This is a genomic window from Streptomyces sp. NPDC059398, assembly GCF_042751845.1.
Classification (GTDB): Bacteria; Actinomycetota; Actinomycetes; order Streptomycetales; family Streptomycetaceae; genus Streptomyces.
This window is the reverse complement of record NZ_JBHYWP010000145.1, coordinates 1-16538: the sequence shown is the minus strand read 5'-3', so window position 1 is coordinate 16538 and position 16538 is coordinate 1. Positions and strand designations below refer to the sequence as shown.

General features: G+C 69.6%; 13 protein-coding genes. 3 read left to right on the top strand and 10 right to left on the bottom strand.

Annotated elements, in window-relative coordinates; all coding sequences use genetic code 11:
- Positions 1-144 precede the first annotated feature (144 nt).
- From pssA to ACFXBC_RS33060, 9 genes are all read right to left on the bottom strand, one after another.
- Complete coding sequence (gene pssA / locus ACFXBC_RS33100) at positions 145-999, bottom strand: CDP-diacylglycerol--serine O-phosphatidyltransferase (protein WP_385033114.1); 855 nt, start codon at positions 997-999, stop codon at positions 145-147.
- A complete protein-coding gene (locus ACFXBC_RS33095; protein WP_385033111.1) occupies positions 986-1633 on the bottom strand; it encodes a phosphatidylserine decarboxylase in 648 nt (215 codons plus the stop codon). The genes pssA and ACFXBC_RS33095 overlap by 14 nt, the downstream gene beginning before the upstream one ends.
- 169 nt (positions 1634-1802) lie before the next feature.
- A complete protein-coding gene (locus tag ACFXBC_RS33090) occupies positions 1803-3008 on the bottom strand; it encodes an acyl-CoA dehydrogenase family protein (RefSeq protein WP_385033108.1) in 1206 nt (401 codons plus the stop codon).
- Between the two features lie 58 nt (positions 3009-3066).
- On the bottom strand, positions 3067-3570 hold the full coding sequence (locus tag ACFXBC_RS33085; protein WP_385033105.1) for a MaoC family dehydratase: 504 nt from the start codon (positions 3568-3570) through the stop codon (positions 3067-3069).
- Between the two features lie 3 nt (positions 3571-3573).
- Positions 3574-4548 (bottom strand): HpcH/HpaI aldolase/citrate lyase family protein, encoded by a 975-nt coding sequence (locus ACFXBC_RS33080; RefSeq protein WP_385033102.1) that lies wholly within the window; start codon positions 4546-4548, stop codon positions 3574-3576.
- Entirely contained in the window at positions 4545-6557 is a 2013-nt protein-coding gene (locus ACFXBC_RS33075; protein ID WP_385033099.1) for a protein meaA, read from the bottom strand. The genes ACFXBC_RS33080 and ACFXBC_RS33075 overlap by 4 nt, the downstream gene beginning before the upstream one ends.
- A gap of 9 nt (positions 6558-6566) precedes the next feature.
- A complete protein-coding gene (ccrA, locus tag ACFXBC_RS33070) occupies positions 6567-7964 on the bottom strand; it encodes a crotonyl-CoA carboxylase/reductase (RefSeq protein ID WP_385033096.1) in 1398 nt (465 codons plus the stop codon).
- 375 nt (positions 7965-8339) lie between these two features.
- Positions 8340-9155, bottom strand: a complete 816-nt coding sequence (locus ACFXBC_RS33065; RefSeq protein ID WP_385033092.1) for a TetR family transcriptional regulator — start codon at positions 9153-9155, stop codon at positions 8340-8342.
- Between the two features lie 100 nt (positions 9156-9255).
- Positions 9256-11037, bottom strand: coding sequence for a 3-hydroxyacyl-CoA dehydrogenase family protein (locus ACFXBC_RS33060; protein ID WP_385033089.1), 1782 nt, complete (start codon positions 11035-11037; stop codon positions 9256-9258).
- 350 nt (positions 11038-11387) lie between these two features.
- On the opposite strand from ACFXBC_RS33060, the gene ACFXBC_RS33055 reads away from it, so the two are divergent.
- Positions 11388-12008 (top strand): HEAT repeat domain-containing protein, encoded by a 621-nt coding sequence (locus tag ACFXBC_RS33055; protein WP_385033086.1) that lies wholly within the window; start codon positions 11388-11390, stop codon positions 12006-12008.
- Positions 12009-12152: 144 nt separating this feature from the next.
- On the opposite strand, the gene ACFXBC_RS33050 is transcribed toward ACFXBC_RS33055, so the two are convergent.
- A complete protein-coding gene (locus tag ACFXBC_RS33050; RefSeq protein WP_385033120.1) occupies positions 12153-13205 on the bottom strand; it encodes an Rv2578c family radical SAM protein in 1053 nt (350 codons plus the stop codon).
- Between the two features lie 147 nt (positions 13206-13352).
- Between ACFXBC_RS33050 and ACFXBC_RS33045 the strand changes: the two genes are divergently transcribed.
- Both ACFXBC_RS33045 and ACFXBC_RS33040 read left to right on the top strand, forming a co-directional pair.
- Complete coding sequence (locus ACFXBC_RS33045; RefSeq protein ID WP_385033083.1) at positions 13353-13796, top strand: SRPBCC family protein; 444 nt, start codon at positions 13353-13355, stop codon at positions 13794-13796.
- A gap of 305 nt (positions 13797-14101) precedes the next feature.
- Complete coding sequence (locus ACFXBC_RS33040; protein WP_385033117.1) at positions 14102-16453, top strand: MFS transporter; 2352 nt, start codon at positions 14102-14104, stop codon at positions 16451-16453.
- The last annotated feature ends 85 nt before the right edge of the window (positions 16454-16538 follow it).

Genomic DNA, 16538 nt, shown 5'->3' with positions numbered 1-16538 from the left:
TGGTGGCGGGGGTCTACCCCCCCCCGGGGGGGGCCGCACCCACCCCCCCCCCGCCCCTCCCGGGGGGGGCCGGGACAGCAACCCCGACGGGCCCGAGTGCGATGTGCACTCGGGCCCTTCGGCTTTGTCGGCGTTGTCCAGGAGCTACGGCAGCTGCGCCGTACGCGCCTCTCGGCGGTTGCCGCGGAAGGTGTTCACCCGGCGCGCGGTGGCGAAGAGCGGAATGACCGCCCCCAGCACCACCTGGAGCGCGCAGCCGGTCTGCAGGAGCAGCTGGCCGCCCGGGGCGTCGAACGCCCATGCGGCGAGCAGCCCCATGGCTCCCACGATCCAGCTGAGCATTCCCACCGCGAGTACACCCCGCGGCTTGGGGTACTCGACCCGGCTCACCATCAGCCAGGCGACCCCGATGACCGCGAGCAGCGTCGGTACGAAGGGCAGCTCCAGGAGCACGATGGAGACCACCGTCAGCGCCCCGAAGGGCGACGGCATGCCCTGGAAGGTGCCGTCCTTCAGGGCCACACAGGAGAACCGCGCGAGTCTCAGCACCACCGCCAGCAGCACCACGATCGCCGCCACCGCGGCGACCCGCTGGTGGGCGTCGTCCGCGACCATCCCGTACACGAGCACGAAGTAGGCCGGGGCGAGCCCGAAGCTGATCAGGTCGGAGAGGTTGTCCAGCTCCGCGCCCATCGGCGAGCTGCGCAGCTTGCGCGCCACGAGCCCGTCGCAGAGGTCGAAGATCGCGGCGAGCAGCATCAGGATCACGGCGGTCGCGGCGGAGTGCCGCCCCATGCCGGTCTCCTGGCTGCCCTGGAGGTGCGGGATGAGGATTCCGGTGGTGGTGAAGTACACCGCCATGAAGCCGCAGGTCGCGTTGCCGAGTGTCAGCGTGTCCGCTATCGACAGCCGCATGGAGAGCGGCATGTCCTCGGCGTCGTCCTCGGCCTCTGCCTCGGGAACCCAGCCGGTCTGTGTCTCCGGATCAATCACGGTCAATTCGAGTCACCCCCGCGGTGGTGGTCTGGCCGACCTCGACCGCGACATCGATACCTTCCGGAAGGTAGATGTCGACGCGCGAACCGAAACGGATCAGGCCGATCCGCTCGCCCTGCTCCACCTTCGTGCCCTTGGGGAGATACGGCACGATCCGGCGGGCGACGGCGCCGGCGATCTGCACCATCTCGATGTCGCCGAGCTCGGTGTCGAAGTGCCAGACAACGCGCTCGTTGTTCTCGCTCTCCTTGTTGAACGCGGGAACGAAGCCGCCGGGGATGTGCTCGACCGACGTCACGGTGCCCGCCAGCGGTGCGCGGTTCACGTGGACGTTCAGCGGGCTCATGAAGATGGCGACGCGGGTGCGTCCGTCCTTCCACGGCATGATGCTCTGCACTACGCCGTCGGCCGGCGAGATGACCCGGCCCTGTGTGATCTCCCGCTCGGGGTCGCGGAAGAACCACAGCATGCCCGCCGCGAGGGCGGTGGTGGGCACGGCGACGGCGGCCCAGCGGCCGGACCGGCGGGCCCGGGTCAGGCTGAGCGCCGCGGTCGCGACAGTCGGCAGGAGCCACGGCGATGCTCCGCGCGCAAGACGGACGCGACCGCGTGGTGCAGAGGTTTGGCTGTGGGGCATGAATGACCTTCGTAGCGGATGATGCCGCGCGGGAACGGGGGACGGCGGCTTTCGGGCGATGCTATCGGTTGTGGACCACAACTGGGCAAGCCAGGAAGCCGAGTCGGCGGCCGGAAGACGATGACTGGCTGTGATCTTCTTCGCTGATATATCGCCACGAAAGGGACAATCAGCCCTGGAATCGGTACTCTTCGAGGAGGCGTCGACCGATGATCATTTTCTGGATCTCGGCGGTGCCTTCACCGATCAGCAGCATGGGGGCCTCGCGGTAGAGCCGCTCGATCTCGTACTCCTTGGAGAACCCGTATCCACCGTGAATACGGAAGGCGTCCTCCACGACCTCCTTGCAGTACTCGGAGGCCAGATACTTGGCCATCCCCGCTTCGAGGTCGTTTCGTTCCCCGGAGTCCTTTTTGCGTGCCGCATTCACCATCATCGCATGGGCGGCTTCCACCTTGGTAGCCATTTCGGCCAGCTTGAACTGAATCGCCTGATGCTGGGCGATCTGTTTGCCGAATGTGTGACGTTGCTGTGCATAGCCGATGCCCAGTTCAAAGGCGCGCTGTGCTACGCCGCAGCCACGCGCTGCGACATTCACCCGCCCGACTTCGACTCCGTCCATCATTTGGTAAAACCCTCGGCCCGTAACGCCACCAAGTACGCGATTGGCCGGAATTCGTAGGCCATCCATGATCAGCTCGGTGGTGTCGACCCCCTTGTAACCCATCTTGTCGATCTTGCCGGGGATGGTCAGTCCCGGCCGGACCTCGCCGAAGCCCGGCTCCTTCTCGACCAGGAAGGTCGTCATCGACCGGTGCGGGGCGGTCCCCTCCGGGTGACCCTCGTCACTGCGGCACAGGACCGCGACGAGCGAGGACGTGCCGCCGTTGGTCAGCCACATCTTCTGGCCGTCCAGGACGTACTCCTCGCCGTCCCTGATCCCCTTCGACGTGATCGCCGACACGTCCGAGCCCAGACCGGGTTCGGACATCGAGAACGCGCCACGGACCTCGCCCGCCGCCATCCGCGGCAGGAAGGTCTCCTTCTGCTCCTGGGTGCCGTGCTGCTTGAGCATGTACGCCACGATGAAGTGCGTGTTGATGATGCCCGACACGCTCATCCAGCCACGCGCTATTTCCTCGACACACAGCGCGTAGGTCAGCAGCGACTCGCCCAGGCCGCCGTACTCCTCGGGGATCATCAGGCCGAACAGGCCGAGTTCCTTGAGCCCTTCGACGATCTGCGACGGGTACTCGTCGCGATGTTCGAGTCCGGTCGCGACCGGCAGGATCTCCTTGTCGACGAAGTCCCTGACGGTGGCCAGGATTTCCTGCTGCACATCGGTCAGACCGGCGGTCTGGGCGAGTCGGCTCATGACTGCTTCTCCTGTGACGTCACGCTGGTGGTGGGAGTTCGCCTGGTGGGGAGTCCGGCTAGGAGGAAGGCACCGGGCGGCCGGGCTGCTCTCCGCCGCGCTCCTCGATGTAGGCCGCGGTGGGAACCATGACCTTGCGGCGGAAGACGCAGACGACGGTGGAGTCCTGCTTGTAGCCCCTGGTCTCGACGTACACGATTCCGCGGTCGGTCTTGGACTTGGACGGGGTCTTGTCCAGGACCGTCGTCTCTCCGTAGAGCGTGTCGCCGTGGAAGGTCGGGGCGATGTGCTTGAGCGACTCGACCTCCAGATTGGCGATGGCCTTGCCGGAGACGTCGGGGACCGACATGCCGAGCAGCAGCGAGTAGATGTAGTTGCCGACGACGACGTTCCTGCCGAAGTCGGTGGTCTGCTCGGCGTAGTTGCTGTCCAGGTGGAGCGGGTGGTGGTTCATGGTGAGCAGACAGAAGAGGTGGTCGTCGTACTCGGTGACGGTCTTGCCGGGCCAGTGCTTGTAGACGGCGCCGACCTCGAACTCCTCGTAGGTGCGTCCGAACTGCATGGTTCAGGCCTCCGGGGCTTCGAAGGCGGTGGTGCGGCGCATTCCGGCGGCGCGGCCCTTGCCGGAGATGACCAGGGCCATCTTGCGGCTGGCCTCGTCGATCATCTCGTCGCCGAGCATCGCCGAGCCCTTCTTGCCGCCGGCCTCCGATGTGCACCACTCGTAGGCGTCGAGGATCATCTCGGCGTGGTCGTAGTCCTCCTGGGACGGCGAGAAGATCTCGTTCGACGCCTCGACCTGGCCGGGGTGCAGGACCCACTTGCCGTCGAAGCCGAGGGCCGCCGCGCGCCTGGCGACCTCGCGGTAGCCGTCCACGTTGCGGATCTGGAGGTACGGGCCGTCGATCGCCTGGAGGTCGTAGGTCCGGGCGGCCATCAGGATCTTCATCAGGATGTAGTGGTAGGCGTCCGCGCCGTAGCCGGGCGGCTGCTCACCGACGACCAGGGTCTTCATGTTGATCGACGCCATGAAGTCGGCGGGGCCGAAAATGATCGCCTCGTTGCGGGGCGAGGCGGCCGCGATCTCGTTGACGTTGACCAGGCCCTTGGCGTTCTCGATCTGCGCCTCGATGCCGATCTTGCCGACTTCGAACCCCATGGTCTTCTCGATCTGGGTCAGCAGCAGATCGAGGGCGGCGATCTGCTGGGCGTCCTGCACCTTGGGGAGCATGATGCAGTCGAGGTTGTGGCCCGCGCCCTCGACCACGGTCACGACGTCGCGGTACGTCCAGTGGGTGGTCCAGTCGTTGACCCGTACGACCCGGGTCTTGCCCGTCCAGTCGCCCTTGTTGAGCGCCTCCACGATGGTGTGCCGGGCGCCCTCCTTGGCCAGCGGCGCGCAGGCGTCCTCCAGGTCCAGGAAGACCTGGTCGGCCGGGAGGCCCTGGGCCTTCTCCAGGAAGCGCGGGTTCGATCCGGGGACGGCGAGACACGAACGCCTTGGGCGCAGGCGGTTCACGGGGCCGGTTGACTCGGTCATGCGGGGACCTCCAGAGGGTCGAGCTTGTTCGCTTTCCGGATCACTTCGACGATACGTCCGATGATCTCCGTGATCCCGAAGTCCTTCGGGGTGAAGACGGCGGCCACACCGGCCTCCTTGAGGGCCGTGCCGTCGGCGTTCGGGATGATCCCGCCGACGATCACGGGGATGTCGGAGGCGCCCGCCTCGCGCAGCCGTTCGAGCACGTCGGGCACCAGCTCGGCGTGCGAGCCCGACAGGATCGACAGGCCCACGCAGTGCACGTCCTCGGCCAGAGCCGCCGAGACGATCTGCTCGGGGGTCAGTCTGATGCCCTGGTAGACCACCTCGAACCCGGCGTCACGGGCCCGCACGGCGATCTGCTCGGCGCCGTTGGAGTGCCCGTCGAGCCCCGGTTTGCCGACCAGCAGACGCAGCCGCCCGGAGCCGAGGTCCTGGGCCGTACGGGTTACGGCCGCCCGCACGGCGGCGAGCGGGGTGCCCTCTTCCGCCGTCACCGCGACCGGCGCGCCGCCCACTCCGGTGGGGGCCCGGAACTCGCCGAACACATCGCGCAGGGCCCACGCCCACTCGCCCGTGGTGACGCCCGCACGGGCGCACCCGACGGTCGCCTCGAAGAGGTTGCCGTCCCCGGCGGCGGTCGCCTTGAGGACCGCGAGCGACTCCTGTGCGGCGCTCTCGTCGCGGTTGTCGCGCCAGGTGTGCAGGGCGGCGACGACCCTCGCCTCGTTCTCCGGGTCGACCGTCATGATCGCCGTGTCCAGGTCGGCGGTGAGCGGGTTGGGCTCGGTCGACTCGTAGCAGTTGACGCCGACGATCTTCTCCGCGCCGCCCTCGATCCTGGCGCGGCGCTCGGCGTGCGAGGAGACCAGCTCCGACTTGAGGTAGCCCGACTCGACGGCCGCCATCGCGCCGCCCATCTGCTGGATACGCTCGATCTCCGCCAGTGACTCCTCGACCAGTTCGCCGACCTTGGCCTCGATGACGTGCGAGCCCTCGAAGATGTCCTCGTACTCCAGCAGATCGCTCTCCTGGGCGAGCACCTGCTGGATCCGCAGCGACCACTGCTGGTCCCAGGGCCTGGGCAGCCCCAGCGCCTCGTTCCAGGCGGGCAGCTGCACCGCGCGGGCCCGTGCGTCCTTGGACAGGGTGACCGCCAGCATCTCCAGCACGATGCGCTGGACGTTGTTCTCCGGCTGCGCCTCCGTGAGCCCCAGCGAGTTGACCTGGACGCCGTAGCGGAAGCGGCGCTTCCTGGGGTCCGTGATGCCGTACCGCTCCTGCGTCAGCCGGTCCCAGATGCGGCCGAAGGCGCGCATCTTGCACATCTCCTCGATGAAGCGGACGCCCGCGTTCACGAAGAACGAGATCCGTGCGACGACCGCGTCGAACCGTTCGGGCGGCACCTGCCCCGAGTCGCGTACGGCGTCCAGGACCGCGATCGCGGTGGACATGGCGTACGCGATCTCCTGGACCGGTGTGGCGCCCGCCTCCTGGAGGTGGTAACTGCAGATGTTGATCGGGTTCCACTTGGGGATGCGGGCCACGGTGTACGTGATCATGTCGGTGGTGAGCCGCAGGCTCGGGCCCGGCGGGAAGACATGCGTCCCGCGCGACAGGTACTCCTTGACGATGTCGTTCTGTGTCGTGCCCTGGAGCCGCTCCGGGTCCGCGCCCTGCTCCTCCGCGACCACCTGGTAGAGCGCAAGCAGCCACATGGCGGTGGCGTTGATGGTCATCGAGGTGTTCATCTGCTCCAGCGGGATGTCCTGGAACAGCCGCCGCATGTCGCCGAGATGGGAGACGGGCACCCCGACCCGGCCGACCTCGCCCCGGGCCAGGATGTGGTCCGGGTCGTAGCCGGTCTGCGTGGGCAGGTCGAAGGCGACGGAGAGACCGGTCTGGCCCTTGGCGAGGTTGCGCCGGTAGAGCTCGTTGGACGCCTCGGCCGTCGAATGCCCGGCGTACGTGCGCATGAGCCAGGGGCGGTCCTTGTGACGTTCAGTCATCGGGAGACCTCAGACGTTCCGGCCGACGGCGGCGGCCGGTGCCGCCGGGGTGTCGCGGAACAGGTTGATGGCGTCGACGTGCTTCTCGCGCAGCTCCCGGTCGCGCACTCCGAGACCCTCGGCGGGTGCCAGCGCCAGGACGCCGACCTTGCCCTGGTGCATATTGCGGTGGACGTCGTACGCGGCCTGCCCGGTGTCGTCGAGCGCGTACACCTTCGACAGGGTGGGGTGGATCTTGCCCTTGGCGATCAGCCGGTTGGCCTCCCACGCCTCACGGTAGTTGGCGAAGTGGGAGCCGATGATCCGCTTCAGCGACATCCACAGATAGCGGTTGTCGTACTCGTGGGTGAATCCCGACGTCGAGGCGCAGGTGACGATCGTGCCGCCCTTGCGCGTCACATACACCGAGGCGCCGAAGGTCTCACGGCCCGGGTGCTCGAAGACGATGTCCACGTCCTCGCCGCCGGTCAGTTCGCGGATGCGCTTGCCGAACCGCTTCCACTCGCGCGGGTCCTGGGTCTGCTCGTCCTTCCAGAACCGGTAGCCCTCGGCGTTGCGGTCGATGATCGCATCGGCGCCCATCCGGCGGCAGATGTCCGCCTTCTGGTCGCTGGAGACGACACAGATCGGGTTGGCGCCGCCGGCCAGCGCGAACTGGGTGGCGTAGCTGCCAAGTCCACCGCTCGCGCCCCAGATCAGCACGTTGTCGCCCTGCTTCATCCCGGCGCCGTTGCGGGAGACCAGCTGGCGGTACGCGGTCGAGTTGACCAGTCCGGGGGCGGCGGCCTCCTCCCAGCTGAGGTGTCCCGGCTTGGGCATCAGCTGGTTGGACTTGACGAGGGCGATCTCCGCCAGACCGCCGAAGTTGGTCTCGAAGCCCCAGATGCGCTGCTCGGGGTCGAGCATCGTGTCGTTGTGGCCGTCGGAGCTCTCCAGCTCCACCGAGAGGCAGTGCGCGACGACTTCGTCGCCCGGGTGCCAGGCGTTGACACCGGGTCCGGTCCGCAGCACGACGCCCGCCAGGTCGGAGCCGATGATGTGGTACGGCAGGTCGTGACGCTTCGTCAGCTCGCTGAGCTTCCCGTACCGCTCCAGGAAGCCGAAGGTCGACATCGGCTCGAAGATGGAGGTCCAGACCGAGTTGTAATTCACCGAGCTGGCCATGACGGCCACCAGGGCCTCGCCAGGCCCGAGTTCGGGCACCGGCACCTCATCGACATGGAGCGACTTGCGGGGGTCCTTCTCGCGGCTTTCGAGGCCGGCGAACATCTCCGCCTCGTCCTTGTGCACGGTCACCGCGCGATACGAGTCGGGGAGGGGCAGGGCGGCGAAGTCGGCCGCCGTGGCAGCGGACGAGCCGCCAGCTGTTTCGGTCCGCGACTGGATCGCGTCCAGGATTTCCTTCACGGTGCTGCCTCCGGCGATGAGGGTTGGGGGAGTTGGTCGGGTGGGCCCCGCGGGAGGCGGGGCTGCTGCTGTGGAGGTGTGCCGTCGGTTCGGCGTGAGCGGGAGTGGCCGCGCCGTGGTGGGGCGCTGAAGGTGCCTGTGACGCAGGCGTCCGGGCGCGTGAACACGTGGTCCACGGGGACAGCCGGCACACGGAGGTCGCTGCACGCCGGCCGCTCGGACACCTTCAACGTATGGCACCCGGTGCCAAGTGGCAAGACACTGAGTGCCAACAAATTCCCTCAGTTGTCACCGGGCGGCCACGGATGAGCGGAGAAAGCCAGAAACGGCCGCCCCCAGGGGCGGCCGTCGCGGAACGGGTGCGGTCGGGTGCGCTCAGTGCTTCCGCAGCGCCTGCTCGATGGTGCGCATGACCTCGTCGAGCGGGGCGTCGGTACGCGCCACCGTCACCAGCACCTCACCACTGCTCCGCACGGTCGCGGCCGGGGTGCGCTCAGCGGTGCGGCCGGCGCCTATCCCGGTGCCGAAGGTGTCCCGGACGATGGCGAAGGCATGGTCGAGCCGGTCCTCCACATCGCCCTGGCCGCCCGCCCGCAGCCAGCGGCGCAGTACGTGGTTGTGCGCGGTGACCACGGCGGACGCCGCGACCTCGGCCAGCAGCGGATCGTCGTTGCCGTCGTGCTGCTCGTGCTCGTCGAAGTGGCCCAGCAGATAGCGCGTGAACAGCCGCTCGTAACGGGCCACCGAGGCGATCTCCGCCTCGCGCAGCGTGGGCACCTCACGGGTCAGCTTGTACCGCGCCACCGATACCGCGGGCGCCGCCGCGTACATCCGCATGACTTCCTTGATGCCCCGGCACACGGTGTCCAGCGGATGCTCGTGCGGGGGCGCCGCGTTGAGCACCGCCTCGGCCCGTACCAGGGTGTCGTCGTGGTCCGGGAAGATCGCCTCTTCCTTGGAGCGGAAGTGCCGGAAGAAGGTACGGCGGGCCACTCCGGCCCGCGCCGCGATCTCGTCGACGGTCGTCGCCTCGTACCCCTTGGCCGCGAAGAGTTCCATCGCCGCCGACGCCAGTTCACGGCGCATCTTCAGGCGCTGGGCGGCCGCGCGGCTGCCCGCGGCACTCTCAGGGGCGTCGGACGACGCCTTCTTGCGGACAGGCCGTCGGACGGGGCCGGTGAGCTCGGGCATGGTCCGAACGTACTGCATCGGACCTGCGGAACGTGGCGCCGGGCTGCCGGGGCCGGGGCTGCCACCCGGTTCCAGCAGCCCGCCCCAGCCGCCCGGCGGATCAGCGACGGGCATACTCGCGGAATCCGCGCCCGGTCTTGCGGCCCAGGCAGCCCGCCGCCACCAGGTGTTCGAGGAGCGGCGCGGGGGCGAGCCCAGGGTCGCGGAACTCGCGGTGCAGCACCCGCTCGATGGCGAGCGAGACATCGAGGCCGACCACGTCAAGGAGTTCGAAGGGGCCCATTGGATAGCCCCCGCCCAGCTTCATCGCCGCGTCGATGTCGTCGAGCGTCGCGTAGTGCTCCTGGACCATCTTGACCGCGTTGTTGAGGTAGGGGAACAGCAGCGCGTTCACGATGAAGCCGGCCCGGTCGCCGCAGTCCACCGGGTGCTTGCGGACCGCGGTGCAGACCTCGCGGACCGTCGCGTGGACGTCGTCGGCGGTGAGGACCGTGCGGACCACCTCGACCAGTTTCATCGCCGGCGCCGGGTTGAAGAAGTGCATCCCGACGACGTCCTGCGGGCGCGTGGTGGCGCGGGCGCAGGCGATCACCGGCAGTGAGGAGGTCGTGGTGGCGAGCACCGCGCCCTGCTTGCAGACCTTGTCGAGCGTCTCGAAGAGCTGCTGCTTGATCTCCAGGTCCTCGGCCACCGCCTCGACGGCCAGATCCACTCCGGCGAACGCGTCGAGCGAACCGGCCGGTGTGATCCTGGCCAGCGTCTCGTCACGGGCCGCCGCGGTCATCCGGCCCTTGTCGACGGAGCGGGCCAGCGACTTGGCGATACGGGCCTTGGCGGTGTCGGCCTTCTCCGGGCTGCGGGCGGCGAGCACCACGTCGTAACCGGCCTTGGCGAACACCTCGGCGATCCCCGACGCCATCGTCCCCGAGCCCGCGACGCCCACCGAGGAGACCGGGCGGGCCGCGGTGGGCTGGGGGCCGTCCAGCGGGGTGAGGGCGTCCCGCACCACATCGGCGCTGCCGGGCGCCTCGTACGTGTAGAAACCGCGGCCCGACTTGCGGCCGGTGAGCCCGGCGTTGCTGAGCTGCTTGAGGATCGGCGCGGGGGCGTGCAGCCGGTCGCGGGAGGCCGAGTACATCGCGTCCAGGACGGTGCGCGCGGTGTCGATCCCGATCAGGTCGAGCAGCGCGAGCGGGCCCATCGGCAGGCCGCAGCCGAGCCGCATCGCCGCGTCGATGTCCTCGCGGGACGCGTACTTGGCCTCGTACATGGCCGCGGCCTGGTTGAGGTAGCCGAAGAGCAGTCCGTCGGCGACGAATCCGGGGCGGTCGCCGACGGCGACGGGCTCCTTGCCCAGCTCGCGGGCGAGCGTGGTGACCGCCTCGACGGCCTTCGGGGCGGTCAGCACCGATGAGACCACCTCGACCAGCTTCATCGCCGGGGCCGGGTTGAAGAAGTGCAGGCCCAGGACGCGTTCGGGGTGCGCGGTGTCGGCGGCGAGCCGGGTCACGGACAGGGCGTTGGTACCGGTCGCCAGGACCGCGGTGGGGCGCACGATCCCGTCCAGGGCGCGGAGGACCTGCTGCTTGGTCTCGTACGACTCGGGCACGACCTCGATCACCAGATCGGCGTCGGCGGCGGCCTGGAGATCGGAGAAGGTGCGGAAGCGCGCGAGGACGTCCAGCCGCTCCTCCTCGGTGAGCCGCTCGCGGCGCACGGCGCGGGCGGTGGAGGCTTCCAGCGCCGCCACGGCGCGGCCCGCCGCCTCGGCGCTGACGTCGATGCCGATGACCTCGCGTCCGCCGCGGGCCAGGACCTCGGTGATGCCCGTGCCCATGGTGCCGAGGCCGACCACGGCGATGGTGTGCAGAGGGATGTCCATCAGGGGACTCCAGGGATGAGTGACGACTGAGGGGCGCACGCGGTGCCGACCGGACCCGGGGTACGCGACCAGGGGTACGCGCCGGGGCGTGCGGAGGGTGTCGTGAGAGGGGCCGGCGGACCCGGTCCCGGGGCCACGCCGTACAGAACTGCGGAAGTACTGAACCGACAGACACTCGTGGCGGCTGCGTCACCAGGCCGCGCCGAGGTGGTACGAGCGGGGTGTGTCCCGCTCATCTGAGAGTAACCGCCGGGCAGTGAGCCCGCCATACCTGGGGCGCTGTGATCTGGATCGCCCCGGGTCCCGCGAAAGGCCCCGGGGCGCCGGCCGGCAGGTTCTACGCTTCGGGCATGGAATCCGCCGCATCCGCCGCTTCCGCTTCGTCTGCTTCCGCTTCTTCTGCTTCCGATGACCAACTCCGGTCGCTCCAGGACCGGCTGCGCGTGGAGTCGGGCGGCTCGGCGGCGTACGAGCGGCTGGCCGCCACCGCGGACCACGAGGAGCTGGCCCGGGTCCTGACCGAGCTGGGGCGGCCACTGTGGGCCCGTGAGCTGGCGGCGTTCCGGCTGGGCTGCGCCGGGGACCGCCGGGCCTTCGAGGCGCTGGTCCTGCTGCTCAACCACCGGGACCCGGAGCGCTGTGTCCCCGCGGCCCACGCGCTGGCCCGCCTCGGCGATCCGCGTACCGCGCGCGCCGCCGCCGCACTCGCCACCAACCCGCTGCGCACGGCCTACGCGCTCCAGCCGGTGCGGCTGCTCGCCGCGCTGCGGGCGCCGGAGTCCGCGCCCGCGCTGATCCGCACGCTGGCATCGCTGCTGACCCCGGACAACCCCCACCCGCGGATCGCGCTCGGCTGCGTCGAGGGGCTGGGGCAGCTCGGCGACCCGCAGGCGCGGCCCGTGCTCGAAGCGGCCCTGACCCGTCCCGCGCTCCATACCGCGGCGTCCCGCGCGCTCGGCCTGCTCGGCTAGGGCCCCGCCCGGGTCCGCTCGGGTCGGCGGGGCTGCCGGCCTCGGCCGGGCGGGCTTCCGTGCCGCCGCCCGGGAGGAGGTCTCCGTACGCTTCGGATCAGGGCCGGCCTTCGGATCAGGGCCGGACGAGCTCTCCGTACCGCCTCAGATCAGGGTCAGCTGAGTGGGCACCGCGGGCGAGGTCTCGCGCGGTGCCGGGATCCGGCGCGGCACACCGCGCTGGGCCGGCCCGATGCCGTACTCGGCGGCCAGCTCGTGCACCTGACGGGTGATCCGGCGCTGGTACCACCTGGGGGCGTACGCCCCCTCCGCGTACAACCGCTCGTAGCGCCGGACCAGATGCGGATGGCGCTCACCGAGCCAGGACATGAACCACTCGCGCGCGCCCGGCCGCAGATGCAGGACGAGCGGGGTGACCGAGGTGGCCCCGGAGGCCGCGACGGCGCGGACTGTGGCGCGCAGCTGGTCCGGATGGTCGCCGAGGAACGGGATCACCGGCGCCATCAGCACCCCGCAGCCGATCCCGGCGTCGGTCAGGGTGCGTACGGCGTCGAGCCGGCGCAGCGGTGAGGGGGTGCCCGGCTCCACCGTGCGCCACAGCTCCTCGTCCACGAAGCCCGCGGAGACCGAGACGCCGACCTCGGTGACCCGCGCCGCCTGCTGGAGCAGCTCCAGATCGCGCAGGATCAGGGTGCCCTTGGTCAGGATGCTGAACGGGTTGGCGTAGTCGCGCAGCGCCGAGATGATGCCCGGCATCAGCCGGTACCGCCCCTCGGCCCGCTGGTAGCAGTCGACATTGGTGCCCATCGCGATGTGCGCGCCCTGCCACTGGCGCGATGCGAGCCTGGAGCGCAGCAGTTCCGGTGCGTTGGTCTTCACGATGATCTGCGAGTCGAAGCCGAGGCCGGTGTCGAGGTCCAGATAGCTGTGGGTCCTGCGTGCGAAACAGTAGACACAGGCGTGACTGCACCCCCGGTAGGGATTGACCGTCCATTCGAACGGCATCCGGGAGGCGCCGGGCACCCGGTTCACGATCGAACGGGCCCGTATCTCGTGGAAGGTGATACCGCGGAACTCCGGGGTGTCGAAGGTGCGGGTGGTCACCGAGTCCGCCCCGAACAGCGCGGCGTTCTCACCGGTTCCGCCGTTCCCTGCGGTGTCGCTCCCGCCGTTCGCGGTCAGCTGGTCCCAGCGCATGGCGCCTCCCTCGATAGCACGTACCTCGTAATAGAACACCTGTTCCCCTCGTGCGTGCAACCCGGATTTCCGTGGCCGCACCCGAGGTGGTTGGCTCAGCACGCGGTTCATCACACCGACTGAAGAACGACAGCTGGAGGAACTGGTATGGCGCAGGTAGAGGCCACCACGGAGCGGATCATCGCGGCTGACCCCGAGGCGGTGTTCGACGCACTCGCCGACTACAGCGGTACGCGCGAGAAGCTCCTGCCCGGACACTTCAGCGAGTACGAGGTCCGGGAGGGCGGCGACGGCGACGGCACCCTCGTCCACTGGAAGCTCCAGGCCACCAGCAAGCGCATCCGGGACTGCCTGCTCGATGTGACCGAGCCGACCGACGGGCAGCTCGCCGAGAAGGACCGCAACTCCTCGATGGTGACCACCTGGACGGTCACTCCCGCGGGCGAGGGCAGGTCAAAGGTGGTCGTCTCCACCGTGTGGAACGGCGCGGGCGGCATCGGCGGATTCTTCGAGAAGACCTTCGCCCCCAAGGGGCTCGGCCGCATCTACGACGAACTGCTCGCGAAGCTCGACGCCGAAGTCGGCAAGTAGACCGTCCTGTTGCTGTTCGGTCCGTCCACTCCGTAACCCCTTCGGGCGGAGTTGATGCTCACCGGTTCGAGTGGTCTTCTTTACGGCCCGGTTGTACGCCGTAGGGGCTCTCACCGGCCCTGAAGCCCCCGGCGTGCGCCTCGCGCGCCCTCCGTCGCGCTTGCACCCCCTTGTCGCCGAATGCGAGAAAAGGGCGGCGCAGGCGCGACGAAGGGGAGCGGTACGTGGGTGGAATCACTCTGGTGAAGGACGGAAAGGTCGGGAAGGACGGGAAGGACGTTCCCGAGGGGCAGACCACTGTCCTGATGGAGACGGTGGCCGTCCCGCCCCCGCCGCCCCCGGTGCCGGGGGAGCAGCCCGGACTCAGCCCCGGCCGGGTGCGGATGGTCTTCTTCGGGCTGATGCTCACGCTGCTGCTGGCGGCTCTCGACCAGATGATCGTGGCGACGGCGCTGCCGAAGATCGTCGGTGAACTGCACGGCCTGGACAAGATGTCCTGGGCCGTCACCGCGTATCTCCTCGCCTCCACCATCGGCCTGCCGGTCTACGGCAAGCTCGGCGACCTCTTCGGCCGCAAGAGCATCTTCATGTTCGCGATCATCGTTTTCGTGATCGGCTCGGCGCTGGCCGGCTGGTCCCGGACGATGAACGAACTCATCGCCTTCCGCGCCGTCCAGGGCATCGGGGGCGGCGGCCTGATGATCGGCGTACAGGCGATCATCGGCGACATCGTGCCGCCCCGCGAACGCGGCCGCTTCATGGGCCTGATCGGCGCGGTCTTCGGTCTCGCGTCCGTCGCGGGGCCGCTCATCGGCGGCTTCTTCACCGACCACGCGTCCTGGCGCTGGTGCTTCTACCTCAATGTGCCGTTCGGCCTGGTCACCCTCGCCGTCATCGCGGCCGTGCTGAAGCTCCCGAAGCCGACCGCGAAGCCCCGCCTCGACGTACTCGGCGCGCTGCTGCTGGCCGCCGCCTCGACCTGTCTGGTGCTGCTGACCACCTGGGGCGGCACCGAGTACGCCTGGGGCTCGCGCACCATCGTCGGGCTGGCCGCCGGCTGCGCCGTGACGACCCTGCTCTTCCTGGCCGTTGAGCACCGGGCGCCCGAACCGATCATCCCGCTGCGGCTGTTCCGCGACCCGATCTTCAATGTGACGGCGCTCGTCGGGGCCGTGGTGGGCGTGGCGCTCTTCGGCGCCGCCAGCTATCTGCCGACCTTTCTCCAGATGGTCGACGGCGCCAGCGCCACCGAGTCCGGGCTCTTCATGCTGCCGATGATGGGCGGTGTCGTCATCGCCTCCATCGTCTCGGGACAGCTGACCAGCCGCACCGGCCGGTACAAGATCTATCCGGTGCTCGGCACCGCGATCTCGGCCGTCGGGATGTGGCTGCTCTCGCGTCTGAAGACCGACACCCCCCAGCTGACGTACAGCATCTGGATGGCCGTACTCGGTGTCGGCATCGGGCTGATCATGTCGATCCTGGTGCTGGCCGTGCAGAACTCCGTGGCACCCCGCGACCTCGGCTCCGCCACCAGCGCCAACAACTACTTCCGGCAGATCGGCGGCAGTGTCGGGGCGGCCGTCTTCGGCGCGCTCTTCGCCAACCGCCTCACGGACGCGCTCAGGACCGCCATCCCGGCCGGCGCCCGGCTGCCCGACCCCGAGTCGGTCACCCCGCAGCTGGTCCGCACGCTGCCGCCCGCCCTGCGGGACGGCTACATCCGGGCGTACGCCGACGCCATGCCCCGGATCTTCCTCTACCTCGTGCCGGTGCTCGTGCTCGGCCTGTTCATCGCCTTCTTCCTCAAGGAGAAACCGCTGGTGTCCCACAACGCCCCCGCAGCAGCACCGGACGCGGCCGTGCCCGCCGCCCGTGTCCCGGAAGCCCCCTACGTCCCGGGCGTCCCCGTCTGCGGAACCGTCCAGCACTACGACGGATCCACCGTGCCGCGCGCCGCCCTGACCCTCATCGACATCACCGGGCGCCAGGTCGGGCGCGGAGGGAGCGGCGAGGACGGACGGTACGCGCTGAGCGTGCCCGGATCCGGCTCGTACGTCCTCATCGCGGCGGCGGGCGGCCACCAGCCGCAGGCGGTCAGCGTCACCGTCGGAGAGCGCCCCGTCGATCTCGACGTGGTACTCGGCGGCGCCGGACGGCTGGCCGGGACCGTGGTGACAGCGGACGGTACACCCGTGCGTGACGCGGCCGTTACCCTCACCGACGTACGCGGAGAGGTCGTCGCCTCCACCCGCAGTGGCCCGGAAGGCGGCTATGTCATCAACGAGTTGGTGGCCGGCGAGTACACCCTCGCCGGGAGCGCCCCCGCGTTCCGCCCCGCCGCGCTGCCGGTGAGCGTGCAGGCCGCACGCGAGACCCGGCAGGACCTGGAGCTCGCGGGCGGCGCCGTGCTGCGCGGCACGGTGCGCGCCCCCGGGGGCCGGGCGGTCGAGGACGCACGGGTCACCCTGCTCGACGCGGCCGGAAACGTGGTGGACACCCTCACCACGGGCCCCGACGGCACCTTCCGTTTCGTGGATCTCTCGTCCGGCGAGTACACGGTCATCGCGGCCGGCTACCCGCCGGTGGCCACGGTGCTCCAGGTCGCCGGGGGCGGACGCACCGAGCGTGACCTCCAGCTCGGCCACGAGGACTGACAGTGATGATTGCTGTGGCTCCGCTCGGCGGTCTGACCCCAGGACTGACTGGCGCTTCGGCTGTCCTTCCGTGGATTCGTCGGCT